Origin of the sequence: Algoriphagus marinus (assembly GCF_001936475.1) — a bacterium.
Classification (GTDB): domain Bacteria; phylum Bacteroidota; class Bacteroidia; order Cytophagales; family Cyclobacteriaceae; genus Algoriphagus; species Algoriphagus marinus.
Window position 1 is genome coordinate 12,361 of record NZ_MSPQ01000004.1, and the last position, 23,774, is coordinate 36,134.

Annotated in this window: 25 protein-coding genes; 12 read left to right on the forward strand and 13 right to left on the reverse strand. The window is 39.1% G+C overall.

Annotated features, from left to right (window positions below; translation table 11 throughout):
* Positions 1-7 precede the first annotated feature (7 nt).
* From BVC88_RS08190 to BVC88_RS08215, 6 genes are all read left to right on the forward strand, one after another.
* Positions 8-328, forward strand: coding sequence for a hypothetical protein (locus tag BVC88_RS08190; protein ID WP_075350195.1), 321 nt, complete (start codon positions 8-10; stop codon positions 326-328).
* Between the two features lie 127 nt (positions 329-455).
* Positions 456-1,001, forward strand: a complete 546-nt coding sequence (locus tag BVC88_RS08195) for an REP-associated tyrosine transposase (RefSeq protein WP_075350196.1) — start codon at positions 456-458, stop codon at positions 999-1,001.
* Positions 998-1,447 carry an RHS repeat-associated core domain-containing protein gene (locus BVC88_RS08200; protein ID WP_075350197.1) on the forward strand — a complete coding sequence of 150 codons (450 nt, stop codon included), beginning with the start codon at positions 998-1,000 and terminating at the stop codon, positions 1,445-1,447. The genes BVC88_RS08195 and BVC88_RS08200 overlap by 4 nt, the downstream gene beginning before the upstream one ends.
* 233 nt (positions 1,448-1,680) lie before the next feature.
* Positions 1,681-2,778: an RHS repeat-associated core domain-containing protein gene (locus tag BVC88_RS21010; RefSeq protein ID WP_217694750.1), complete on the forward strand. Its 1,098-nt coding sequence runs from the start codon at positions 1,681-1,683 to the stop codon at positions 2,776-2,778.
* A 4-nt stretch (positions 2,779-2,782) separates the two neighbouring features.
* Entirely contained in the window at positions 2,783-3,235 is a 453-nt protein-coding gene (locus BVC88_RS08210; protein ID WP_139316546.1) for a hypothetical protein, read from the forward strand.
* A 191-nt stretch (positions 3,236-3,426) separates the two neighbouring features.
* Positions 3,427-4,803 (forward strand): coiled-coil domain-containing protein, encoded by a 1,377-nt coding sequence (locus BVC88_RS08215; RefSeq protein WP_075350199.1) that lies wholly within the window; start codon positions 3,427-3,429, stop codon positions 4,801-4,803.
* A 161-nt stretch (positions 4,804-4,964) separates the two neighbouring features.
* On the opposite strand, the gene BVC88_RS21305 is transcribed toward BVC88_RS08215, so the two are convergent.
* Positions 4,965-5,165 carry a hypothetical protein gene (locus BVC88_RS21305; protein ID WP_175574393.1) on the reverse strand — a complete coding sequence of 67 codons (201 nt, stop codon included), beginning with the start codon at positions 5,163-5,165 and terminating at the stop codon, positions 4,965-4,967.
* Entirely contained in the window at positions 5,141-5,941 is an 801-nt protein-coding gene (gene mazG, locus BVC88_RS08220) for a nucleoside triphosphate pyrophosphohydrolase (RefSeq protein WP_075350200.1), read from the reverse strand. The genes BVC88_RS21305 and mazG overlap by 25 nt, the downstream gene beginning before the upstream one ends.
* 72 nt (positions 5,942-6,013) lie before the next feature.
* Between mazG and BVC88_RS08225 the strand changes: the two genes are divergently transcribed.
* Genes BVC88_RS08225 through BVC88_RS08235 form a run of 3 tightly spaced genes read left to right on the forward strand, consistent with a single transcriptional unit; the run spans position 6,014 to position 8,899 of the window.
* Positions 6,014-6,244 carry a hypothetical protein gene (locus tag BVC88_RS08225; protein ID WP_075350201.1) on the forward strand — a complete coding sequence of 77 codons (231 nt, stop codon included), beginning with the start codon at positions 6,014-6,016 and terminating at the stop codon, positions 6,242-6,244.
* 57 nt (positions 6,245-6,301) lie between these two features.
* Complete coding sequence (gene glmM / locus BVC88_RS08230; protein ID WP_075350202.1) at positions 6,302-7,696, forward strand: phosphoglucosamine mutase; 1,395 nt, start codon at positions 6,302-6,304, stop codon at positions 7,694-7,696.
* A gap of 60 nt (positions 7,697-7,756) precedes the next feature.
* Complete coding sequence (locus tag BVC88_RS08235; protein ID WP_075350203.1) at positions 7,757-8,899, forward strand: cysteine desulfurase family protein; 1,143 nt, start codon at positions 7,757-7,759, stop codon at positions 8,897-8,899.
* 67 nt (positions 8,900-8,966) lie between these two features.
* Here BVC88_RS08235 and BVC88_RS08240 read toward each other — a convergent pair whose 3' ends face one another.
* Positions 8,967-9,707: a hypothetical protein gene (locus tag BVC88_RS08240; protein WP_075350204.1), complete on the reverse strand. Its 741-nt coding sequence runs from the start codon at positions 9,705-9,707 to the stop codon at positions 8,967-8,969.
* A gap of 109 nt (positions 9,708-9,816) precedes the next feature.
* Between BVC88_RS08240 and BVC88_RS08245 the strand changes: the two genes are divergently transcribed.
* From BVC88_RS08245 to BVC88_RS08255, 3 genes are all read left to right on the forward strand, one after another.
* On the forward strand, positions 9,817-10,146 hold the full coding sequence (locus tag BVC88_RS08245) for a Rieske (2Fe-2S) protein (protein ID WP_075350205.1): 330 nt from the start codon (positions 9,817-9,819) through the stop codon (positions 10,144-10,146).
* A gap of 70 nt (positions 10,147-10,216) precedes the next feature.
* On the forward strand, positions 10,217-11,008 hold the full coding sequence (locus BVC88_RS08250; protein WP_075350206.1) for a sterol desaturase family protein: 792 nt from the start codon (positions 10,217-10,219) through the stop codon (positions 11,006-11,008).
* Positions 11,009-11,636: 628 nt separating this feature from the next.
* Entirely contained in the window at positions 11,637-13,754 is a 2,118-nt protein-coding gene (locus BVC88_RS08255) for an outer membrane protein assembly factor BamB family protein (RefSeq protein WP_075350207.1), read from the forward strand.
* A 189-nt stretch (positions 13,755-13,943) separates the two neighbouring features.
* Here the strand turns inward: BVC88_RS08255 and BVC88_RS08260 are convergent, their stop codons facing one another.
* The 10 genes from BVC88_RS08260 to BVC88_RS08305 form a co-directional block, all read right to left on the reverse strand.
* Complete coding sequence (locus BVC88_RS08260; RefSeq protein WP_075350208.1) at positions 13,944-15,833, reverse strand: toll/interleukin-1 receptor domain-containing protein; 1,890 nt, start codon at positions 15,831-15,833, stop codon at positions 13,944-13,946.
* Positions 15,834-15,979: 146 nt separating this feature from the next.
* A complete protein-coding gene (locus BVC88_RS08265; RefSeq protein ID WP_075350209.1) occupies positions 15,980-16,321 on the reverse strand; it encodes a hypothetical protein in 342 nt (113 codons plus the stop codon).
* Positions 16,322-16,536: 215 nt separating this feature from the next.
* Positions 16,537-17,199, reverse strand: coding sequence for a hypothetical protein (locus tag BVC88_RS08270; protein WP_175574395.1), 663 nt, complete (start codon positions 17,197-17,199; stop codon positions 16,537-16,539).
* 368 nt (positions 17,200-17,567) lie between these two features.
* Entirely contained in the window at positions 17,568-17,690 is a 123-nt protein-coding gene (locus BVC88_RS21670; protein WP_262481236.1) for a hypothetical protein, read from the reverse strand.
* Between the two features lie 153 nt (positions 17,691-17,843).
* The gene (locus BVC88_RS08275; protein ID WP_075350211.1) at positions 17,844-18,092 is read right to left on the reverse strand and encodes an FUSC family protein; all 249 of its coding nucleotides are present in this window, start codon (positions 18,090-18,092) and stop codon (positions 17,844-17,846) included.
* Between the two features lie 76 nt (positions 18,093-18,168).
* Positions 18,169-18,546, reverse strand: coding sequence for an AAA family ATPase (locus BVC88_RS08280; RefSeq protein ID WP_217694751.1), 378 nt, complete (start codon positions 18,544-18,546; stop codon positions 18,169-18,171).
* 282 nt (positions 18,547-18,828) lie between these two features.
* Positions 18,829-19,128: a helix-turn-helix domain-containing protein gene (locus tag BVC88_RS08285; RefSeq protein ID WP_075350212.1), complete on the reverse strand. Its 300-nt coding sequence runs from the start codon at positions 19,126-19,128 to the stop codon at positions 18,829-18,831.
* Between the two features lie 4 nt (positions 19,129-19,132).
* Positions 19,133-19,456, reverse strand: coding sequence for a type II toxin-antitoxin system RelE/ParE family toxin (locus tag BVC88_RS08290; RefSeq protein ID WP_075350213.1), 324 nt, complete (start codon positions 19,454-19,456; stop codon positions 19,133-19,135).
* Between the two features lie 962 nt (positions 19,457-20,418).
* Positions 20,419-21,891 carry a hypothetical protein gene (locus BVC88_RS08300; RefSeq protein WP_075350215.1) on the reverse strand — a complete coding sequence of 491 codons (1,473 nt, stop codon included), beginning with the start codon at positions 21,889-21,891 and terminating at the stop codon, positions 20,419-20,421.
* 2 nt (positions 21,892-21,893) lie between these two features.
* The gene (locus tag BVC88_RS08305; protein ID WP_139316547.1) at positions 21,894-23,774 is read right to left on the reverse strand and encodes a hypothetical protein; all 1,881 of its coding nucleotides are present in this window, start codon (positions 23,772-23,774) and stop codon (positions 21,894-21,896) included.

A 23,774-nucleotide genomic window follows, 5' to 3' on the forward strand; every position in this document is an offset into this window, starting at 1 on the left:
AAAATTCTTGTACGGATCAGATGAGGCAACGGTTATTATACCAATAACCTGCTCAAGCATAGAGTATAATCTGGTTGAGGTAAAAAGAAAAGACATAAAGAACAAGGCATTTTTAAATGCACTTGAGACTGAAATGAGGAAATTGGAACCTTACGAAAAAGTGGACTTGCCCCGTGACGTGGATGTTAGGATAAAGCTTATAGTAGATTATAAGGATGAAACTTCCGATACACTATGTTTGGGAGGGTTCTATGGGACAATCCTAAACGGTAATTTAATGGAAGACAATCCCAAGCTGTTGGATCTTATAAAATCGAAGATCTATTAGATGTTTAAAAACACAAAAGCCCCCTTCTGGGTGTAGAATGTGCTTGATTGGGACTAGGTGTAGTTTGTAACTACACCTTTCTATCCAAACAAATTTGTAATTTGGTGATATCGAAAAACATTGTTTTATGGGAGAGGCCTATCAGATAAGAGACCAAGAACTGCCTTATTTTTTGACTTTTCAAGTGGTAGGTTGGGCTGATGTTTTTACAAGAAAAGCATATCGGGATTTCATTTTGGAAAACCTTTCGTATTGTCTGTCGGAAAAGGGATTGTACTTGTATGGATATGTGATTATGAGCAATCATGTTCATTTGGTAGTTCAGCAAAAGGATGGTAAGCTTTCGGATTGGGTGAGGGATTTTAAAAAGTTCACCAGTAAAAAATTATTGAAAATGATTCTTGAGAATCCCCAGGAAAGTCGCCGGGAATGGCTGAAAATGATCTTTGAATATCATGCAAAGTCCAATAAAAGGTCTGGTGATTTGCAGTTTTGGACACATGAAAACCACGCTATAGAGCTTTTTCGTCCCGAGATGATCGAGAGTAGAATGAAGTACATTCATGAGAATCCGGTTAGAGCAGGCTGGGTCGAAAATGCCGAAGAATACCTATATTCCAGTGCGAGAAATTACTCAGGACTAAAGGGCTTGATTGAAGTGGATTATTGGTGATTGTATATACATGGCCAATTGCAAATTGGTTTGGATATGAGGGTGAAGTTACAAACTTCACCCAGCGTCAAATTGAACTTCAAAGGTGCAGAGCAGATACTACGCTTAGAGGGGGGGCCAGCCAGGATGTATGGTTTGATAACTTCCGGGTGCTGAGTACGGGTTCGGTAATCGTGCAGGAAACGCACTATGATCCATGGGGACTAGAGCTAACCGGCATCGGCTACGAGTACGCCGGGGTGAAGAAGAATAAGTACCTCTACAATGGAAAAGAACTTATCGAGGAGGCTGGCCTACAGTACTATGACTACGGGGCGAGGATGTATGATCCTGCGATTGGGAGATGGGGGGTTGTGGATCCGAAAAGTGAGCTTTATTATCATTTTAGTCCCTACAACTATACTTTAAATAATCCAGTTCCCCCTGCTGAGTGTAGTTTGAGTTAGAATTTAAAAGTGACGTTGCTAGGCGTAATTTGCAATTACGCCTTGTTATTCAAACAAATTTTTAATTTGCTTATGATACAAGAAAACCAATTGCAAATTGGTAAGAATATGAGGGTGGAATTGCAAATTCCACCCAGCGTCAAATCGAACTTCAGAGCTGCTGAGAAGAATCTACGCCTAGGGGAGATATCCTCGCCAAGGATTTACAGCGAAAAGAAGTTCCGGAGGCCTACTTGATCTATGCGCTATACGATGAAGATAGTAACCGCTACGAAGTCGGCAAGGAAGTCCTATCCAAAAACGCCACCAACAAACATGAAGAACTGGAAGAGAAGCTGGCAATCAAGAAAAATGGATATATTGAAACCTTCGTAGTCAATGAGACAGCTCAGGATGTCTGGTTTGATAACTTTCGGGTGCTTAGTCAGGGTTCGCTTCTGGTGCAAGAGACGCACTATGATCCATGGGGCTTGGAACTGAAGGGAATCGGCTACGAGTATGCAGGGGTGAAGAAGAATAAGTACCTCTACAACGGTAAAGAGCTGATTGAAGACAACGGTCTTCAGAACTACGATTATGGTCAACGTATGTATGATCCAGTCATAGGACGTTTTAACCGGATCGACAGATTTTCAGAAAAGTACAGTTCTCTATCGCCTTACCAATACGGAGCAAATAACCCTATAAGTAATATTGATATCAACGGGGATAGCATAGTTAACAACAATAGGGCGGTTATAGAATCCATTGTCAATGATTTAAACAGAATTTTCGAAAGTACATACGGGACTTCTGGTTTTAGTACTCATGAAAGAAGTAAAACAGAAAAAACTAGAACAAATGATTGGTCGCTTTTAGACCCTTCAAGTTGGGGGAATATATTCAAGTCGGCAGAATATGACCTGGTAACCACAACAGATTATGCTATTTCGTTAAATGAAGATTTCGACTGGAATCAGGATAAGTATACTTCAGGCATGAAGGATGTTGTCAGTGGATCCGGAGATGTATATGTTGATATCGTCCAAGATAATGGGAGTAAATTTAAAAATTCAGTTCCTAAAGGAATGGATGGAAAGGGATTGCTGAATGGCTTTGGGGGAGGATATACAGTTTCTTCAAACAATGTTATTCTTTCCAATAAATTACCAAACACTGATAATAGAAATAAGACGAATACATGGACAATAGGTGCTCTCACGCTACATGAGATCCTATACCATATCCATACAGTTGGGAAGACTGAAAGTGGTAATCCTAATAAAATGAGAGAACACTTTGGGTTGAAAAGGGGTAGAAGCCATGGGCCAGGAAGTAAACAAAAATATTGAAATTATGAAGCTAAAGAACCTATTGATAATGGGAGCTGTTGCAGTTTTTATGTCCTGTGGATCAGAGAAGTTGAAACTGGAATTGTTTAGAGTTGAAGAGGCACGGATTGGCTATCAGTACTTACTAAATCAGAATTTTCAAAAATCTGAAGTTGATGCAATGATGTTTGAAAAGTCCTTTAACGATACTTTAATTTATTATGAATATACGGAAGACTTAAAAAGGCTTTATTCGAAGACTTGGAGGTTTCCTTTTGAAAAATTCAATAAAGAAGAATTAGAGAAATTCCTTAAAGAGAATAATGTTTTTCTTATGGTTCCTGATGATTTTTCGCTTATTGATCCTAATACTATATTTTGCGTTATGAACTATAGTAATAATCTAACCTATTTTTGTTCCACAGATGTTGTTGATGAGAAGAATATGATCAATGTCGTATATTATTTTCCCTTTTAACTTTTGTCCCGAAGTATAGTGAATCGGGAATTTCCTTCTGGGTGAAGTTTGGTGTAGGTGCTAGGTGTAGATACAGTCTACACCTTTCTATATTGTAGAATTTGTAATTCAAAAAGTGAAGAGGATATAAATTATCAGATAAGTAACTTTTAAATGAAGGGTGTAAATGTATTTGGTTTGACAAATCAGCTATGAGAAAAGAATTCATTTTTGTAATTATTTTTATGCTCTCATCTTATTCTTTGAAAGCTCAAAACATACCGTTTGGCATACATTCAAAGCTTCCCAAGCCTTCGATCTCAACCGCTATTCCTGCTTTACCTACCAAACCTGAAATACCTTACCTGGAAGAACTCAAACAAATCCAGTCCCTGAAGAAATCGTATGATTCGCTAAGGAGAGAAATCAAAGAGCTGAAAGAGAGCACTACTGACAGTACCCAGCGTGACAGCCTCTTTACACTGGCAAAAGAAAGAAGCCGAGCCGTTTTAGAACAGGAAAGCAAAACGCTGGAAAGCCTGATTGAGTCTGAGGATATTCCGGGAGCCGAAATTAAGGATGCTGCAAAAAACACGCTGGAACGGGTAAATGATTCCAAAGCAAGGTTGGCCAATATCAGGGAAGTGGATGAGCTGGAATCGCTGGTTGATCTGAACAATGAAAATCTCAAGGCGCTCACCAATGAATGGATCATGCCCAAGCTAGAGGAACAAATCTCAGGAGTAGTGAAAGATGGGATTGATCCTAGCACCACCAAACTCCCAGATTTCTACGGGAAGGATGCGCTGGCAGAACTGACCAAAAAGAGATTGCCATCCGAAGTGCCTTTTGATCAGGCGAAGGAACTTGCAACCGAGAAAGCTGGGCACATCACTGATGAATACCTTCAACAGGCAGGTAAGGATTTTTCCAAACTGAAGATTGATTCACTTGGGGATATCAAGACTATTTCATCTGACTTGAATAAGAAAAAGGTAGCCTTCTTCGAGGTAAATAAATTGGCTGGTGAACCTATTTTTCACCGAGTCGGTATGCTACTCTGGTATGATCCGCTGACTTCCATTGGTGAAGGAGTATTGCTGGACTATGGGCTTTCCTATTCCTTTTCTCAGCAGCTTTCCCTATTGGGTGGTGTGACCTGGAAAAAGCAATTTGATGCAAATGAAACGCTCAGAAGAGAAGGGTTTGGAGTATTTACCGGCTTACGAATTAGTAAGGGGAATTGGTTTGCACAGGGTACGGTCAACCGAAAACAGGTGGCCATCACCAATCCTGTCGGCTATGAATCAAGGGATTTTGAAGGGAAGGCCTGGGCTTCCAACTTAACTATTGGAAGAACCATCCCCATGAGTAAAGTAATCCGCGCAGTGGTGATGGGCTCCATAGATCCATTTTTTAATGAGAAAACCAGTCTGTACAAAAGCAGAGTTCAGCTAAAGATCGGATTTGAAATCGGTTCTTTTAAGAAAATCAAAGAGGAAGTCAAAGAGCTGATTCCGATGGATGAAATGAAACAAGAAGGAAATGAGAAGGTGGAGTATTATTTGAAGGATGTTGGCGAGTTTTAACCTTATTTTTTGTAAAGCTGGATAATTAAGAAGACAAAATATGATGATAAAAACTAGCAATTAGCTGTCTACACCGTGGCCGGTGCTTCTTTTGTAAATATGATTTGATTAGCCATTTTTTTTATCTTTTTATCTCTTCTAATAAACTTTTTAGACTCTATTCAATTTCTCTTAACTGCCAACTGCCAACTGCCAACTGCCAACTGCCAACTGCCCACTGCCCACTGCCCACTGCTCCCGATGGCTATCGTGGATGCCAACTGCCCACTGCTCCCGATGGCTATCGTGGATGCCCACTGCCCACTGCTCCCGATGGCTATCGTGGATGCCAACTGAATCACTGTTTCTTCGCCTCGTTCCAATACACATCCATTTCCGCTAGGGTCATTTCAGACAATGCTTTTCCGGAATTCTTAGCAGCTTTTTCCAAATATTGAAACCGCTTGATGAATTTTAGATTCGTTCGTTCCAAGGCTTCTTCGGGATTGATGTCGATGAATCGGGCATAGTTGATCAGCGAAAATAATAGATCTCCAAATTCTCCAGAGGCTTTTTCACGATCGATTTCCGAACCGTCTGCGGCATTGAATTCTTCTTTGAATTCCTGCATTTCCTCTTCTACTTTTTCCCAAACCTGATTTTTTTCTTCCCAATCAAAGCCTACTCCTCTAGCTTTTTCTTGAATTCGCATTGCTTTTATCAAAGCCGGAAGAGATCGCGGCACGCCTCCCAAAACGGATACATTCCCCTTTTCCTGAAGTTTGATTTTTTCCCAATTTTGTTTTACTGCTTCTTCGTCTTCTGCTGTTACATTTCCATAAATATGAGGATGTCTTCGGATCAGTTTTTCGCAAAGCGAGTCAATCATTGTCTTCATATCGAAATTGCCTTCTTCCGAACCTATTTTGGCATAGAAGACAATATGAAGTAAAATATCTCCAAGTTCTTTCTTGATTTCATCGGGATTTCCCTCCAAAATCGCATCCGAAAGTTCGAAAGTTTCTTCGATCGTTAAGTGTCGGAGGCTTTCGGTGGTTTGCTTTTTATCCCAAGGGCACTGAGCTCTTAGCTCATCCATAATTGTTAATAATCGATCAAAAGCTGCCAATTGCTCGGCTCGGGAACTCAAATTAGACATGGGGCAGGAAACTATGCGAGAAGTGTGGACGTTTTCGAAGTAAAGCTTTAAATTTGCGCAATATTATTCGTTATGGCAACAGTATTCTTAACCCTCGGCTTCGTAGCATTGTTCTTCATTTTGATGTCTGTAAGACTTCTTTTCCTTAAAAACGGGGAGTTTAAAGGCACTTGTGCTTCGCAAAATCCTTATTTGAATAAGGATGGTGGGACTTGTTCCTATTGTGGAAAAACAGTCGATTCAACTAGCGATTGTGGAAATCCGGACAATGAAGTGGACAGAGTTTTAGCTAAATTCAAATAAAAATTTTCTCTGCCTTCGGTGCAGTATCTTTTTTTTTAACCAATTAATTTTCGCGTAGTGTCTCTAATTAAATCAATCTCCGGAATCAGGGGTACCATAGGAGGTAAAGCCGGTGATGGACTTACTCCTATTGACATTGTCAAGTTTGCGGCTGCTTATGGCGCATGGGTCATCGAGAAAACAGGCAATCCAAAAGTGGTGATCGGCAGAGATGCCAGAATATCAGGCGAGATGGTTTCAAGTCTCGTATCAGCTACACTTCAAGGAATGGGTATTGATGTGGTAGATCTTGGCTTGAGCACAACTCCTACAGTAGAACTAGCTGTTCCATTGGAAAATGCCGGCGGAGGAATTATCCTGACCGCTAGCCACAATCCAATTCAGTGGAATGCTTTGAAGCTACTCAACTCAAAGGGAGAATTCATCTCTGATCTTGAAGGAAAGGATATTTTGGATAAAGCTGAAAAGGAAGATTTTTCCTTTGCTGAAGTTAAAAAGCTTGGGTCCTATACCGAAATCACTGATTACATGGATCGACACATACAGCATGTGTTGGATCTGGAATTGGTAGATGTGGAGGCAATCAAGGCTCGTAATTTCAAAATCGTAGTCGACGCCGTAAATTCTACCGGTGGGATTGTTGTTCCAAAATTACTCCGCGCCTTGGGTGTGGAGGTGATTGAAGAAATGTATTGTACCCCGAATGGACATTTTCCTCATAATCCAGAGCCTTTACCTGAAAACTTACGGGATATCTCCCTTAAGTTAGAAAAAGGCAGCTTCGATCTTGGGATCGTGGTGGATCCGGATGTAGATCGACTTGCTTTTATCAATGAAGACGGTTCTCCTTTTGGAGAAGAATATACCTTGGTGGCCGTTGCTGATTACGTGCTCTCGAAGACCAAAGGAAATACAGTTTCCAACTTGAGCTCAACTCGGGCACTTCGTGATGTGACTGAGAAAAGGGGCGGAGTCTACACGGCTTCCGCTGTAGGAGAAGTCAATGTGGTCAACCAAATGAAAGCTGTAGATGCAGTAATCGGTGGTGAAGGAAACGGTGGGATCATTTATCCGGCTTCACATTACGGCAGAGATGCTTTAGTGGGAATCGGTCTATTTTTGACTCATTTAGCCAATTTTGGAAAGACTATCTCCAGACTTCGGGCAAGCTATCCGAATTATTACATCTCAAAAAATAAAATCGAATTGACACCGGAGATAGATGTCGACAAAGTTTTATTTGAGATCAAGGAGAAATATAAAAAGCATCAAATCAACGATATAGATGGGGTGAAAATAGATTTTGAAAAGGAATGGGTTCACTTACGCAAGTCAAATACCGAACCTATCATCAGAATCTATTCGGAATCTGAATCAGAAGCGACCGCAGATCATCTTGCAAAGAAGATTATGCAGGATATCAAAGAGGTGGTGAGTTCCTCCCTGATTTGATTATTAGAGCAAAAAAGTTTCCTTTGAAAGAAGGTAATTAGTAAAAATCCAGATTGAAGAATGAAAGTATATTTAGATAATGCCGCCACCACAGCAATGGACGATCGAGTGATCGAATCAATGCTTCCTTTTATGAGAAATCACTTTGGCAATCCCTCTTCGGTTCACACTCATGGAAGAGAAGTAAGAAATGCCATCGAGAAGTCCAGAAAGAAGGTAGCGGAATTACTGAATGCCACGCCATCTGAGATTTTTTTCACTTCCGGAGGCACTGAGGCTGACAATACAGCAATCATCTGCGGAATAGAAAGTCATGGCCTTACCCATGCGATCACTTCTCCAATCGAGCATCACGCAGTGCTACATACTTTGGAGGTTTGTGAGAAAAAGGGTCACATCAAGCTTAGCATGCTCAATGTCGATGAAAAAGGCGTAATAGATTTTCAGCAATTGGAAGAGTTGCTCAAAGCAAATCCAAAATCCCTGGTTTCGCTTATGCATGCCAATAATGAAATCGGGAATATCAATGACTTGGAGCGAATAGGATCCTTGGCAAAGGAATACGGTGCTTTTTTTCATTCAGATACCGTGCAGACGATGGGTCACTATGCCCATGATTTGAAAAATTTACCGGTTGATGCGGTAGTGGCTGGAGCGCATAAGTTTCATGGACCAAAGGGAGCAGGATTCTTATTTGTCCGAAAGGATAAAAAAATCCATCCATTTATTCATGGTGGTGCTCAGGAGCGAAATATGCGCGGTGGAACTGAAAATGTCATTGGTATCATTGGAGTGGCAAAAGCTTTGGAGATTGCCTACGAAGAAATGGCTGAGCACCAAGCTCAGATTGTAGCGGTAAAAAACCATTTTATTAAAAAACTAAGTCAAGAGATTCCAGGGGTCACTTTCAACGGACTATCCGGAGATGTTGAGAATAGTCTTTATACTGTTTTGAATGTAAGTCTTCCACCTTCTGAGGCCAATCGAGGCATGCTCCTTTTCAATTTGGATTTGGCAGGAATTTCAGCTTCTGGGGGATCAGCTTGTAGCTCTGGAGCTACGGTCGGTTCGCATGTGCTTCGTGCACTTAACCATCAACCAGAACGAGATGCCGTGAGATTTTCTTTTAGCAGGTTTACCACGATTGACGAAGTCGATTACACCATCACTCAACTCAAAGAACTCTACGCAGTAGAGGCATAAAATCAAAAAGGAGCTAATTAGCTCCTTTTTTTATATCTAGGCAAAGAAATTAAGTCCAGTAAACTCATTATTTCCCTTTGTACCCAATCGCATATGGAGTCCAGATTTCATAGATCGGATCACCTTTGGAGCTTAATCCGCTGTGATGCCATTCTCCATCAATGACTTCGAAATCAAAGCCTAATTCAGCTCCTACGCGACTGTCATCACGGGAGAAAAAAGTAATCGTTTCTACATACTTTCCATCCTTGGCAGTATAAGTTCCCCCTCCAGTTCCTGAAAACTCTTTGGTTTCTGAATTGAAAGCAATCCACTGAAATCTTCCACCACTTAAGATCTTAACTGTTCGGCGAGCACCAGGGACAGATCTGGAAATTTCTTCACCTCTTTTCCTTCCTGTGATTACCCAATTCCCAGTTAAGGCATCCTTCTGCTCAGGTAGTTTCTCCCAGATTTCCACCAACATGCCATTATCAGTATTACCTGAAATGACCATTTTTCCATTTACCAGATCCAACTTGAAGGATGTTGAAGTGCCGATGAGTTGGGGATTTATAGTAAAAAAATCAAGCGTCTCGATGTATTGGTCAGAATCAAGCGAATAGGGACCTCCGCCAGCGCCAATGAAATGATTGTCTGAGATCTGCTTTGCCCCAAAAGCAAAATAATCATCCTGATAAATCTTGATGTATTCAATTTCGGTTACTTCTTTCCCATTTTGATGGGTCATTTTCCAAGCTCCTTCCAGATCTTGAGCACCGACTAAGGTTGAGAAAAACAAAAAAGCCAATAACATTAAAGTCTTCATAGAATCATTATTTTAAGGATGGAATATTCAAGTTGAATAACAATCTTGATATTTACAACTCAAATTTCATTGAGTAGGCAGGTGTGGGACAAAAGGTAAAATCAACTAGATGCGTCAATTCAATTTAGGAAAGTCAAAGGAAGGTGTTTTGAATTTGGTCCCCGAGCATACGATCAAAAAAGTAAGTCTGGGAAATCAATCTATCGGGTTACTTCGAATTGGAGAGACTTTTTTTGCCTTTCAATCTCAATGTCCACATAGAGGAGCTTCCTTGATTCAAGGTAGTCTCAATGCAGCTGGAGAATTGATCTGTCCGCTTCATCAATACCGTTTTGAACTCAAAAGTGGGCAGGTGAAAGCCGGTTCTTGCCCGGATTTAGAAGTTTTTCCATGTGAACTCTCAGAAAGTGGATTACAAATCACCTTGCCTTCTAAGTAAAATATGCATGAAAAATATTTTCAGAATCTGTTGATTCGATAGTAATTTTAAGGAATAAGAAACTGAGAGTATGAATTGGGAAGAGTTTGGAGACCGCTGGATATTTATTGCCACACAAACCACCACACGTTATTTTGTGATTGCTGGGGTTGTGTTTTTTATCTTTTATATCTTACTCCAAAAGACAATGGCAGCACGAAGAAATCAAACCCCTTTCCCGGGCTGGAAGCATTATCGACGGGATATTGGCTTTTCCTTGATCACAATTGTGATTTTTGCCACGATGGCTACTTTGGTTTTTATAGTCTTTAGTGATTATTCTAATCTTTATTGGCCTTGGGATAAGTATGGGGAAGTCTATTATTACTTGACTTTTCCTGCAATGTTATTGATTCATGACGCGTATTTCTACGCGACACACCGATTGATGCATCACCCAAAATTGTTTCGTTACGTCCATCGTGTGCATCATTTATCGACTAACCCTTCCCCATGGACTGCTTATGCTTTTCACCCTTTGGAAGCAATTCTTGAAGCCGGGATAATTCCGGTGATCGCTTTTACCCTACCGGTAAATCCTCCTGCTTTAGGATTATTCCTGCTATTCCAATTTTTCTTCAATGTCTATGGACACCTGGGTTTTGAGCTTTTTCCTGCCAAATTCCATAAAACCTGGATTGGGAGATGGGTGAGCACCGGCACGGCTCATAATCAACATCACCAGCATTTTCATGGTAACTACGGACTTTATACCTTGATTTGGGATCGGCTCTTTGGGACGCTTCGCAAAGATTATGATCAGAAATATGAGCAAGTGACTGCTGGAAAACCCATGCAAAGCTCCCAAAAAGTGAAAGTTTAGGGTTGAATTTTTGTGATGACGCTTTTGATGACGCTTTCCTAAAAATAGGTTGATTTAACAGCCTAAAAGTCCGATTGAAGTTCAGTTGTAGCAAACTTCCATCTTCCGTCTTCGGTCATCCCTCTTCCAGCTCAAAAACTCAATGAAACTTCCCCTTTCTGCATCATTTCGGATAATCAAAAATATTTTAAATGTATATCAGCAATTACACCGGGATACAATTTAGTTTCGGCCAACTGATGAAATGCACTATTCTCTTCCTCTATAAAAATCCGAAGGATAGTAACAATTCATAACCCTCGGCAAAGCCGGGGGACTAGTCAAACGAGCGAAAAATATAGCCCTGAAAGGGTGAAACTGTTTGAAGTCTCGCCCTTTCAGGGCTCTAGAATAGGTTTTTTTCTTATACCCTGCACTTCTACAGGGTGATGAATTGTTAGGCTCCTTCGGAGCTTTTCTGAAAGAAATCAAATTTCAGATCAATAAAAATTCACACCAAATAATTTTTCGCTTAGTTGTCTTTGCTGGTGTGAAAACGGATCTACATAATATTTTATTCCATATACAGGTTGATTCTGAGACGCTCATAATTTAGATTGGCTTTTATTAGAAAGCTGAACTCTAGTCCATGAAAAATCTCCTTCTGCTTACAATCGGAATCACTTTAGTATTGGCCGGCTGCCAAGAAAAATCAGTTGAGCATGATTATACCGATTGGCCTTCTTATGGAGGTCCTGATGATGGTTCCCGCTACTCTTCGCTAGTTCAGATTACCAAAGAAAATGTCGCTCAACTCGAAGTGGCGTGGACTTACAATACAGGGGACGCTACAGAGCGATCGCAGATTCAGTGTCAGCCTATCGTAGTTGGCGGCTTGCTTTATGGAAGCACCCCCAAGTTGAATGTCTTTGCACTGGACGCTGCGAGTGGAAAGGAAGTTTGGCGATTTGATCCATTTGAGGTTTTGGGTGGAGAAAACAGCTGGGCTGGGACAAATCGTGGCGTAAGCTACTGGGAAGAAGGAGAAGATAAGCGGATTCTCTTTGGAGCGGGAAATTGGTTGATGGCCGTGGATGCACTGACTGGTGAACCTATTCCAGGCTTTGGAGATGGAGGAAAAGTGGATCTGCGAAAGGATTTGGATACGGATCGGCAAGATTTTTTGATCGTGGCCAATGCGCCAGGGGTGGTTTACAAAGATTTATTGATTATCGGAATGCGACTTTCTGAAGGATTGGATGCAGCTCCAGGACATATCCGTGCCTATAATATCAAGACTGGAAAAAGGGAGTGGATTTTTCATACCATTCCACAGGAAGGGGAATTTGGCTATGATACTTGGGACCCTAAAACGATCAAGCAGATCGGAGGAGCAAATAACTGGGCAGGTATGACGCTTGACCAGCAGCGGGGAATTGTATATGTGCCTACCGGGTCAGCCACCTATGATTTTTGGGGTGGGTATAGGACTGGGGATAATCTTTATGCAAACTCATTAATTGCAATTAATGCAGAAACTGGTGAGCGAATCTGGCATTTTCAGGCAGTGCATCATGATGTATGGGATCGGGATTTTCCGGCAAATCCAAACCTAATCCGAATCCAAAAAGACGGGAAATGGATCGACGCAGTTGCTCAAATTTCCAAGCAAGGAATGACCTATGTGTTTGATCGGGTCACAGGCGAACCGGTATGGCCGATTGTGGAAACACTTGTGACGCAGTCAACATTACCAGGTGAGATTACTTCTCCAACTCAGCCAATACCTGCATTGCCTGAGCCATTTATGAAAATGACTTTTCAGGAAAGCGATATTCTCAATCTCAAACCGGAATGGCAAGCAGATATCCGCTCCCAATTGGAGAACACATTAATGGGAGATACTTGGCTTCCACCTAACGCCGATCATCCGATTGTACTTTTTCCTGGAATGGATGGAGGAGGAGAGTGGGGTGGAGCTTCTTTTGATCCGACTACTCAGACTATGTATGTCAATGCCAATCAGATTCCATGGATCATCGAGATGACAGCCAATGCGAGTTTTGAAAATGTCGGTCAGGCAGTTTACACCAATTATTGCGGGAATTGTCATGGCTTGGAGTTGAAGGGAAATCCTCCTGCAATTCCAAGCTTGATCGGACTTAAGGAAAAATACAGCCCGGATTCTTTGGATCTTTTGCTTCGTAAAGGAAGAGGAGCCATGCCTGCTTTTGATCATATTTCGAAGGAGAATCGGGCCGTATTGGTGGATTACTTGATGGGAAAAGCGGAAATCAAATCGGATAAAAAAGAGCTGAAAAGTGAGAATAGCTTACTTTATCCACGCTACTACATGAACGGCTACAAAAAGCTGGTGACAAAGGAGGGGCTTTACGGTTCCAATCCACCTTGGGGATTGCTTACTGCTATTGATATGAAGTCTGGGAAGAAAAAGTGGCAAGTGACTCTAGGGGAAATCGATTCGCTTAGCGCGCAGGGATTTGCTCCGACAGGAACGGAAAATTATGGTGGCCCAGTTGTCACAGCAGGAGGAATCCTATTTATCGCAGCGACCAAAGACGAGAAAATCCGCGCTTTCGATAAGGAAACCGGGGAATTGCTTTGGGAAGCCAAACTTCCAGCCTCAGGTCATGCTACTCCAGCGGTCTATGAGAAGAATGGCAAGCAGTATCTCGTCATTGCTTGCGGAGGAGGCAAAGGCACCAAAAGTGGAGATGCTTATGTAGCTTTTGCGCTGCCGGATTGAGTGGAGGCTAAGAAAGAAATTTCACTAAGTAGGATCATTAGCAATAATGCCAGTGGCTTTATTTTTTTCTTTTTAAGACCGAAGACGGGAGACAGAAGAAGTGCTAAAGCAGACTTTACCTTAATTTTTTAATGGCTTAATCTACTAACTGACAGAATAGTGGATATTCACATTAATGGATATTTTAGGTTAATCCTCAATTAGAAACCTTCCTTTATCCGCTTCATTTAATTGGTCGATTTTCCCCATGAAGTCGAGATCATTGATTCGGTTTAGAATGAATTCAGGGTCTAATGGGAAAATGCGATGTGCACCAGTCGAATAACTGATTTTTAGAAACTTACTATCCTCAGAAAAAGCCAGCGTAATTCCAGGATTATCGATTCGGTCTAAGTTGAAGGTGATAATCAATTCATTTTCAGCATTGAAAAGGCCTCGGTAACTAGCCAAGTACATTCCGTCAGGACTCGAAATGGACGCAAGATCAAAACCCTTGGAATCCGAGAATTCAGCAAGGATTTCTCCGGTTTTTAAGCTGATAAGCTTCTTGGATCTATAAAAAGCGTCTGAATCTTCTCCTTCTTCCAAGGGTAATAACTCATAAAGTCCATCCGAAGTACTGGTTTCATTTTCCATTTCAGAACTAGGGATCTCCAAGTAGGGAAGTTGCATGGTTTTATAATAGTAAACCGTCCGTTCCTTGTCTTTTCGATCGCCATTGACATACTCACTTTCATAGCTGGCAATTCCGACCAATTGGTTGTCTTCCAAAAAAGAAAGGTAACTGACCGGAAATTCATCACCTGACTTCAGGATGGCCAGATCTTTAAAGGTATTTCGATTTCCGCCCGTGCGGTAAGCCTCATTGTCGATCAAGCCAGTTTTTCCGTTAGCGCTGCCCAAAAGCGTGTATTTCCCATCATGCGAGATCTCAATATCCTGGACGTAACCAGTGTAATCGCTAAACCCAGTCAAGAAAATACTTGATTCTTCTGTTTGATAATATCCATCATATCCCGGAGAGATAAAAAAGATTTTGGAATAGCCCAAAGCCACACTGGACACCACATAAATGGCCCTTTGGTTGGGTTCGTCTACATATAAATCTGAAACGTTCCTCAAATACGTATCTCTGGGAATCGTATTAAAAATTTCCTCAGAAACTGCCACCATGTCTTGAAAAAAGGGAGTTCCGGTGGAAGATAGAGATTCTTCATTCTTCTCGCGGAAGTCTGGAAAATCCGGTGAAGATTCCTGATAAAATCCATAACCGCTGTAGAAAACCCTGATCAACTGCTGGGTAGCCTCTTCGCTTGAAAAGTTCTTCTTTTTCGAGAAAGTATAAGCATGTTCTGCCAACCGTAGCGACTTCGTGGGGTCTTTAGCTAATTGACCTTGGGAGTTTGAAATGTAAGTGGATAGTAATGCGCTGTCTCTTTGATTGACTGCGTAAATCGAGGCTGAAATCGCTATAACTAGGAGCACACTCAAGATTCCTATTGTAGCATTCCTGATCCGCATGGTTCGCTTATGCTGTTTGGCGGCTTCACCAACCATATCCCCGATTGATTTGCCGTGGAGGGTGGCTGCCAAAACCACCAATCGATTTTCGAATTCCGGATTATCCAGATTTAATTTTTCCTCAGATCCCAAATTTCGAAAGTCCACAAAAAACGGTTCCCCCTTAAATGCTCCGGAAAGGTTTTTTGGAATGGCAGTAGTCACCCTCCAATCAAAATCGTTTTTGGCTTCATCCCACAGAATTTCCCCGTCGGTCAGCACGATTAAAAACTTCTCTATTGATTTGTTTTCAAGCCAATAGTCCACTTCGCGTTGACACCATTTGGATTGGGCGTATTTCTGACTTGCCATGCAGATAAAGTATTCGGAATTTTCGAGGCCATTTCGAATCTTATCCCCTAAGTCAGCTGCGACGGAAAGGTCGTTTGCATCTCTAAAAATTTCTAAAGCCCGACGCTTAAAAGTGGGTTTGGCAAATTTCTCAAGTCCCTTCTCAAGACTGGTTCCTAGTTCGGTATCCTGTCCATGGCTGTAAGAAAGAAAAGCATTGTATTTCATAGATGAGTGGGAGTTAAAAAATTGATTTTGAAAAAGATGATATTGATTTTGATAAATGAATTAAACTAATTCAGGTAGGAATTGCAAGGACCTTTGATTAAGCCTAACACCAGCAGTTTTTAGCTATGGTGTTGCAACTGTATTTTTTAATTTTCTGCTAATTCTTCCTTGTTAGTTTCTTCAGGCGAGTATCGTGCAATCAGCATGGGAGTCAAAATACAGGCAATTGCGATTATTGATTTGAATTCGAAGTCACCAATGAAATTCATCGCAATCAGATAAATTCCACAAATCAGAAAAATCAGTTTGGTTAGTTTTTTATCCCACGCAAAACCTCCGACTAAATAGGCAATACCGATTAGTGTGAACATTCCAGCACTTAACAATTGATTCGTTTCGTCGCTGTAATCCAGAAACCAATTGGATATTTTTCCTATTAATACGATTCCTAATAAAACCTGAAAAATTAGAAATAATGTGTTTTTCATTCCTTTTGCGTTTTGTTCAGATTGTGTTGCCAAGCTGATGTGTATGCAGTGGTCTTATAGCTCACTTCCGACTACTCGATTATGTATTCTTATTTTTTTGAGAAACAGTTATGATTTTTTCAATCAGCTGTATAAGTAAATATATTTTGTCGAAAAATCACAGTCATCAAGAAAACAGAATAACGAGGACTGTTTTTTTGAATGTATTTGCGTTCTCAATTATTACCTTGAATTTCCGAAGGATTTACTTGACTCTTTCCCAAGCTAAAGGTAAACCAGACAATAAAGCTCACTATTATCATTTCTGCCCCATCTTCTAATAATCCAAATAGCTCGAACACTTGATCCCAAGGAATTGCGGTGTGAAGGATATCGACAAAAATACCAAAACATGCTAACAGGACTACGAGTATGAAAAGACGTTTAGAAATCTGTTTTTCTAGATTATCGCTAACTAAGTATGATGCACCTATAAATGAAAATAACAAAAAGCCAAATAGCATAGACACTCCAAGTTCTCCAAAATCCTGTGCTCGCAACCCGAACATAGGCTTTAATTCAAAATATTGAGCTAAGTATTCACCAAGTCTTTCATGTATTTGTAAAGAGTCATCGAACAATAGGTACATGAATAATAGAGACCATGACAAATAGATAATACGTCGCCTGTCTATTGCCAAAATAAACAACAACACAACAATCCAACACTCTTTAATATATTGGTAAATCTCCGCATAACCCATGTCTGTTTCAATTGAATACAATGGGCCAGTTACAATACCTAGTAAGTAAAAGCAATGGACACTTATAAATGCTAAATCAGCGATCAAAAGTAAGTTCAAGAACTTAGTATTCTCTTTATCTATGGCTATGCCCATCAAGGACTGCTTCGGAAAATGCCTCTTGCTTAGTAACATTTTAATCAGGTTAAACGTGGTTTTAGGAATCTGAAATAAAATACCGATTGAATGTTTGCAAGACCTGGGGATGTCTACCCATATACCTGATAGATATCAGTAATATTGCCGATGCATTTTTATCAGAAATTTCGCTTTTACTTTCCTCCAACCGAATCTAGAATTAAAAAATATTTTTCCAAATCCATTCCTGTAAAACTCTTTATTTCAGATTCCGATATGAGATAGTCCCTAACGAAGTCTAATCATACTTTTGGCAGGTTTTAATCGTATTTAGTCGAATGCAAGTACACCTTAGTATTTCGATCTTCGCTACGATCATGGGAGATTCATATAGGTAAATTGGCTACTCCCAGCGGAGTAATAATTAATGAAAAGGAATAGCCAGTGTAAAAAGTGACTACTTTATGCTTGGTGAACTGACGTCTGTTGGACCTCCCGAATGTTTTCATCACAGGCGATTTGCGACCTGTACTTCTACTCGGTTGGTTACTGTAATTATCTAGTCCCAGATTTTTACTTTCACAATCATAAGCAGTGGTATTGTAAAAGCCTTTATGTTCAAAAAGTATGTTTTGCTGTGTATAAAAATCTCAGCTCTAATTCTATTGTAAATTGCGTTTGCTCAATTCCTTTTTCAAGGCTTCATATTTTTTTGATTTTTTCAAAAAGACATAAATCAGAAATAAAGGAATGAGGGTAAGGAAACCCCAACTGTTCGCCGCAACACTGAAAATTATAATCCCAATCAAAAAGCCAATAAAGAAGGCATCGATTATAGGAGATGGCTTGATTTTTTTTGCTTCTGAGATCAGTTCTTCATCGCTTAATTCCGCTAGTTCTTTTGGGTCCATAGGGATTAATTTTTAGGATGGTCTTGTATAAATGTCAATCGCTAAATTACTGTTTTACAGTGTTAATTCATGGTTTCTATTCTTTAATGATTGTGGCTCCAATCAGTTCTTCCTCGGTTGGTTTTTCGAACCAGGTTTCCATAAAATCAAAATTCTCTTTACTGACTTCAAACTCAAAAGTTTCTCCTTTTTCTGTATTTCTTTTGATTACTCGATTCAGTCGAATGTCTTTTGGGATATCCAAAAAATGGAGGGTTAATTGATAGCCATTCAAATCCGCGAATTTTCTGAATTTTTCACGGTGTTCAAATTTTGAAAGTCCTAAATCGAGAATGGAATCAGTTTTCGAGCTTTCCAACTGTGAGACCAAATCCAGTATCATTTCTTCGGCTCGTTCTATTCTTTCCAGAAACCATTCCAGACCATCAGTGGGCTTTTTGTCCGCCAGAAACAAGGTGTTATTCCACTGTCAATTGAAAAAATAATTCCATTATTCTTCCTTTTCAATTCATTTGAATAGGTGGTTTTCCCGGAGCCTGTATTTCCAACTATTAAGTGAATCATATCTTATTTTTCTGAATTGGAGTAACGGCCGATGCTATATTCAGGCAGGGAATTCTGAGCCGTTCTCTTCCAGTCTACTCCTAATTTTTTAAAGATACTTAACTTTCTTTTTACCTGAATCCGCCCGCTGTCTTCCAAGGTGATGTTAGAGTGCGTTATTCCTTTTGCCGCATTAAAGGAAGGTTAATCCAATTCTTTTATTCAATCCTTGTTCAAAAATCCGGATCAATGTCGATAACTGGATATTCCCTTTTCCATTTTCAAGCTTGGAAATATAACTTTTCTTTGTCCCTGCCTTATCCGCTAATTGTTCCTGGGTCAGGTTTGCTTCCATTCTCGCTTCTTTCAGCATTTCACTGATGATGAACATCTGGGCATTCTCTTCATACTTGTTCCTGCTTTCACTTCCTATTTTCCCGTGCTCCAGTTCGATAAGTTCATCGAATGTTTTTACTTTGCTATAATCTTTCATAATCTTATTTCTTTGTTTGAAAATATTCCTTCATTAATCTTTCTGCCTTCTCTATTTCATTCTTTGGGGTCTTTTGGGTCTTTTTTTGAAAACCGTTGAAGAGCACCACCAGCCTTCCTTCATCAAAGCAGCAAAAGATCCTGAAAATATTTGATTGAAACTCCACTCTTGTTTCATATAACCCTTCAGTTCCTTCAAGATGCTTGAGAAACTTCTCGGGTACCCTTTCCACTTGCTTGATCAGTTCAAAAACATACTGAATCTTACTCTTTACCTTTTCATTCTGGCTTTGGTAAAATTCTATAAAGTGGTTTTCATAAAAAATTATCTTTCTTACCTTATCTACAAAGTTATCTCAAAAGATAACATTTTCCAAAAGTGGGGCGTTCTTTTAATGCACTCTAACGGTTCTCAGCTATACGAAGGCAGGGATTTTAACCACTAAGCTTCCTACGAAGAACTGAACTTTCAATTTACCACTTAACTGTCCTACGAAGCAAGAAACCCCTGCTTGCGTATAGGTGATGTGTGTGCCTTGAATGGTGAATATAGGTCAAAACGATGACCGTTCCAACGGGTGAAAGTCCCTTAAGCGCGGGGGTAACGTCCCGAAGCATTAGCAAGTCGTGCCGATAGCTATCGGCATGGTTTGCCGTGAGGCATGCAGTGAAGTAAGCCAGACTGCGGTGTCTGTACTGAAGAACATGAACCACATACGGAGGCTATGAGCCCTCGATAGCTATCGGGGGGATGAGGTAACACATGCTGCCGAAGTCCCAACTTTCCGAAAGGGAGGAAGTACCAAAATAGTAGATGTGGCAGCGATAGGCACAAGGATATTCGTCTTACCGAGGGAGATCTCTGGATGTCGTGAACACCCAAGAGAAGTCAGCCGAGGTCATAGTAATTATTGGGAACGAGCTGTAAATACTACAGAGGTCTCACTGGATAATGAAGGACTGAACGTATTGTGAAGCGAAAATTCGTATAGGAATACAATGTATAGCCTATCCTTAAAAGTAGTGGAAAGGTATCATCGGTGTAAAGAGCGATGATATTATGCTTTACGAACCGCCGTATACGAGACCCGTACGTACGGTGGTGTGAGAGGCGCACCTCGTCAACTTAATGGTTGGCGAGGCCGTCTACTCGATTATCGCTTCGGTGTTCTTTTTCGTCCGTTATTTTGTCGGTCGTTTTTGTCGTGCGTTGGGGCAGACACACTCTTTGCCAAGCTTTGGTTTGAGCGTTGGCTGGTGCGGCTTGGAAATGTGTGTGGCTGTGCATAGGCTAGATTTTTACTTTAAACACCCTAATAACTCTTGTCCAATTAGTTCCATTCCATTCTCCTTTTCGCTCTGTTACCGATTGTATCAAATCAAAACTGTCATAGTTTTCAAAGGCTTCAACAAAGTTGTCAAGTCTTTGTGTTTTATAATCGGAAACGTAAGGACTAACACAAATGAAATAATTTAAACCTGAGAAATTCTTCTTTATCTTCAATATCAAATCAGTCATTGAGAAGAAATCTATATCCAAAATATTTGAAAATAGTTGGATTTTAGTATTCGTTTCATTGGACGAAAAATCGTCATTATGCAAGGAGTCTAAGTCTTTATTTATTGTGTAAATACCTGTGGACTTATTGAATTTTCTTATATGAAGGGATGCTCTTTTTAAGGCTATTTCTGAAGGTTCAATTAGCGTTATTGCTTCAATGTCTGTTGTTTCAGCTCTATCGCTTAGGTATTCTAGAAAGCAAACAGAAGCCAAACCTTGACCACATCCCCAATCATATATTTCAATTTTTGAGGTTATTTCTTGACTTGAAAAGGCAGAAAATGCAGACATTACTTTAGCATAATGCATCTTCCCATAACTGTTAATATATGCAAGCAATTGATTTTGTTCTGTAAGAACCTTAACTCCCCTTTGTAAAGAATAAAAAATATCATCACTTGCCACATTTGCGTATAAGTTTGCACATAGATTTCTTATTTCTAAAAATCTATCTTGAATAGAATCAAGCATTTGTGAGTATTCTGTATCTAGTTCTATTAGATGTGAGCTAATATCGAATGGTAAAAATTCACGAGACCTTTCTAATAATAAATCTAATTTTTGATGAATAGAGTTATAAACTTGATGAATGTCATCTATGGTTTCGTTCAGCAATTCAATGATTATTGAATGAACCAAAAATTTCTTATCATCTACTGATAAACTTTCTAAAAGTATAGCTCTGAATTCTTTAACTCCATTTAGGTTTTCACTGCCAAAATTTTGAAGAACTTCAGTATAAAAGTGAATCAATGTTGCTACTACCTTTTCTTCACTATCTTCTTCGTGAAGGAAACTATACGCTAATAGATCGATAATTTCAGGCATTCTATTAGTATAGTCTAGAATTCTTCTAATGCCAACAAGGAACTTAGAAGATGCTTCCAAACGACTTCCTATTGATATGTTTTTTCTTTTACATAGGTTATATAAATCTTGAAATTCTCCGTGAAAGCCAAACCTTTCTGAAACATCTAATAGTGATAAAACAAATAATCTGTTCTTATTATTTGTGAAATCCAAATTCCTGTAAATCTTGTAATATGGCAATATGTAACTTTCAATCTTTTCCCTATGCTTTAATAAGCTATCATAACTCTGACTTATGAAAAAATCATAAATCAATGTTGAATTATTGTCTATGAAATTTGACAGTTGGTCAGTACTAGCCGAGGAGTTAATTACATCATCAATTACGGCCATATTTAAAATTCTTTTCTCAATATATCGTTAATCAAATCTTCTTTTAAACTTGACGCTGGCTTCAATTTATAATCTGAAATAATTGATTTTAGGTCAGATACTTTCAATGCCTTTAATTCCTTTTCCCTTCTCTTTCTCCCGATTTCAATATTTTCATCAGAAAATAATGAGCCTGAATAGCTTTGATTATTTGGTTCCTTAGGCTCACTTACTACACTTTCACTACTTGATTCGATAGTAGTTGAGTCATTTAAATCCTTGTTTTCAATTGTTTTTACAGTGTCTTCTTCATTCTCTGTCTTTGAGATGTTTTCTTTTGCTGCTTTGATATTGTTATCTGCACTCTGTTCTGATGATTTGCTTTCAATATCAATCTTTTCCGTTTCTTGCTTTTTTATAGTTTGTAAATTAAAATCATCTAACTTTTTCTGAAGCTGTTCAATAATATTTTGTTTATCTTCTAGCTTACTTGAAAGTTCCGAAATTTTATTCTGATTTATTTTGGTTTCACTTTCATATTCAGATGCTATTTTTTTTGATGTTTCAGAGAAAATGTATTGAGAGTACTCTCTAAAAAATTCTTCATATTCACTATGTAGTTGCTCTTTAAATAAGTTAGTGTCTAAGGGTAAAAATTTCGGGAGTGATTTTGAAAGATTCTTTGAAATGATTTCAAATAGCCTATCCCTTTTTTCCAATGATGTACGAAATAATTCGATAAAGAAGTCTTCTTTTTTTTTAAGAATGATGGTTTTATCTAAAACTTGGTATGTTACAAATTTTGACTTATTAATTACTTGATCTTCGGCATTATGACACCAATTATCTATATATGAATAAAAGCTTGATTGCGATTTATTATTGAATACAAATTGATAAATGCTTTCAATTGTATAATAGTCAATTTTAGAATCAAGTTTGAACTTTACCAATGCTTCAAAATTCTCCGTCTTGTATTTATTTCTGAATGAAGAATATCCCTTATTGATACCAAAAATTAAGGAGAGACCTTCTTTTCTTTTTTCATTAAAATTGCCTGATACTAAATCAGAAATAAAAGAATCAGCTTGTTTTCTCTTTCTTGGTCCATAAGTGTCTAGAATTGAAACTAAATAGGTTTGTGTAGTTTCAGGTATTTTGTCAATCTGAATAAGTCCATTTTTAGTTTCAATTTTAACATTATCCTTGTGGGCATATTTTGCAACAATTTCACTTGTTATATCTGAATAGATTGTGTCGTGAAAATTTTTGAATTTACCATTGTCTGTAAATGCAAATTCAAATGCATTTTCTATTTCAACTCCTTGGTCATTTAGTATTTGATGAAAATGCTTATTGATATTTCCTAGAGTTTTAAAGTAGTGGGTAGGATAATTTTGAAAATCTTCCTTTCCAATTTTCATTAATGCAAAGCCACCCATTATTTGATCAAATTTCTTTAAAAAGTGTTTCCAATCAACCTGAGTAGGCTTGGTGACTAAATTCTGTAATTCATCTGTAGCTATAGGCTTGTCTTCAGATAGTATTAATATTGTGTCAGGGATAAATGCCGCACCACTTGTTATATTAAATACAGTATTAGTTTTTTGCTCCTTTTCTGCGAAATAAATTCCCTTGATTCGTGAAATTGGTATTGGCATATCAAAAAGGAAAAAATTATCAGAGATTTTCTTTGGCATTTCTTCCTTTTCATCAAAAGCAATTTCTATTGAGCAATTTGATTCAGTTGTGAATTTACTTGATGATAGTAGAAGGTTGTTGTTAAATTTATTTTGAAGGTCTTGATTTCTATTTTCAATGTAGTTGGCTGGTGCAATGATTCCGCTACTCAAATAATGAGCGAGGTTCATTGACTTTATCGGCAGGAAGTATATTGTTTTCAT

What these genes read in the sequence shown, in the direction of transcription:
- BVC88_RS08195 (WP_075350196.1), top strand. Translation starts at nt 456, where the DNA reads ATGGGAGAGGCCTATCAGATAAGAGACCAAGAACTGCCTTATTTTTTG.
- BVC88_RS08210 (WP_139316546.1), top strand. Translation starts at nt 2,783, where the DNA reads ATGAAGCTAAAGAACCTATTGATAATGGGAGCTGTTGCAGTTTTTATG.
- BVC88_RS08215 (WP_075350199.1), top strand. Translation starts at nt 3,427, where the DNA reads ATGAGAAAAGAATTCATTTTTGTAATTATTTTTATGCTCTCATCTTAT.
- mazG (WP_075350200.1), bottom strand. Translation starts at nt 5,941, where the DNA reads ATGTCTAATTTGAGTTCCCGAGCCGAGCAATTGGCAGCTTTTGATCGA.
- BVC88_RS08225 (WP_075350201.1), top strand. Translation starts at nt 6,014, where the DNA reads ATGGCAACAGTATTCTTAACCCTCGGCTTCGTAGCATTGTTCTTCATT.
- BVC88_RS08235 (WP_075350203.1), top strand. Translation starts at nt 7,757, where the DNA reads ATGAAAGTATATTTAGATAATGCCGCCACCACAGCAATGGACGATCGA.
- BVC88_RS08240 (WP_075350204.1), bottom strand. Translation starts at nt 9,707, where the DNA reads ATGAAGACTTTAATGTTATTGGCTTTTTTGTTTTTCTCAACCTTAGTC.
- BVC88_RS08245 (WP_075350205.1), top strand. Translation starts at nt 9,817, where the DNA reads ATGCGTCAATTCAATTTAGGAAAGTCAAAGGAAGGTGTTTTGAATTTG.
- BVC88_RS08250 (WP_075350206.1), top strand. Translation starts at nt 10,217, where the DNA reads ATGAATTGGGAAGAGTTTGGAGACCGCTGGATATTTATTGCCACACAA.
- BVC88_RS08255 (WP_075350207.1), top strand. Translation starts at nt 11,637, where the DNA reads ATGAAAAATCTCCTTCTGCTTACAATCGGAATCACTTTAGTATTGGCC.
- BVC88_RS08260 (WP_075350208.1), bottom strand. Translation starts at nt 15,833, where the DNA reads ATGAAATACAATGCTTTTCTTTCTTACAGCCATGGACAGGATACCGAA.
- BVC88_RS08265 (WP_075350209.1), bottom strand. Translation starts at nt 16,321, where the DNA reads ATGAAAAACACATTATTTCTAATTTTTCAGGTTTTATTAGGAATCGTA.
- BVC88_RS08270 (WP_175574395.1), bottom strand. Translation starts at nt 17,199, where the DNA reads ATGGGCATAGCCATAGATAAAGAGAATACTAAGTTCTTGAACTTACTT.
- BVC88_RS21670 (WP_262481236.1), bottom strand. Translation starts at nt 17,690, where the DNA reads ATGAAAACATTCGGGAGGTCCAACAGACGTCAGTTCACCAAGCATAAA.
- BVC88_RS08275 (WP_075350211.1), bottom strand. Translation starts at nt 18,092, where the DNA reads ATGGACCCAAAAGAACTAGCGGAATTAAGCGATGAAGAACTGATCTCA.
- BVC88_RS08285 (WP_075350212.1), bottom strand. Translation starts at nt 19,128, where the DNA reads ATGAAAGATTATAGCAAAGTAAAAACATTCGATGAACTTATCGAACTG.
- BVC88_RS08300 (WP_075350215.1), bottom strand. Translation starts at nt 21,891, where the DNA reads ATGGCCGTAATTGATGATGTAATTAACTCCTCGGCTAGTACTGACCAA.
- BVC88_RS08305 (WP_139316547.1), bottom strand. Translation starts at nt 23,774, where the DNA reads ATGAAAACAATATACTTCCTGCCGATAAAGTCAATGAACCTCGCTCAT.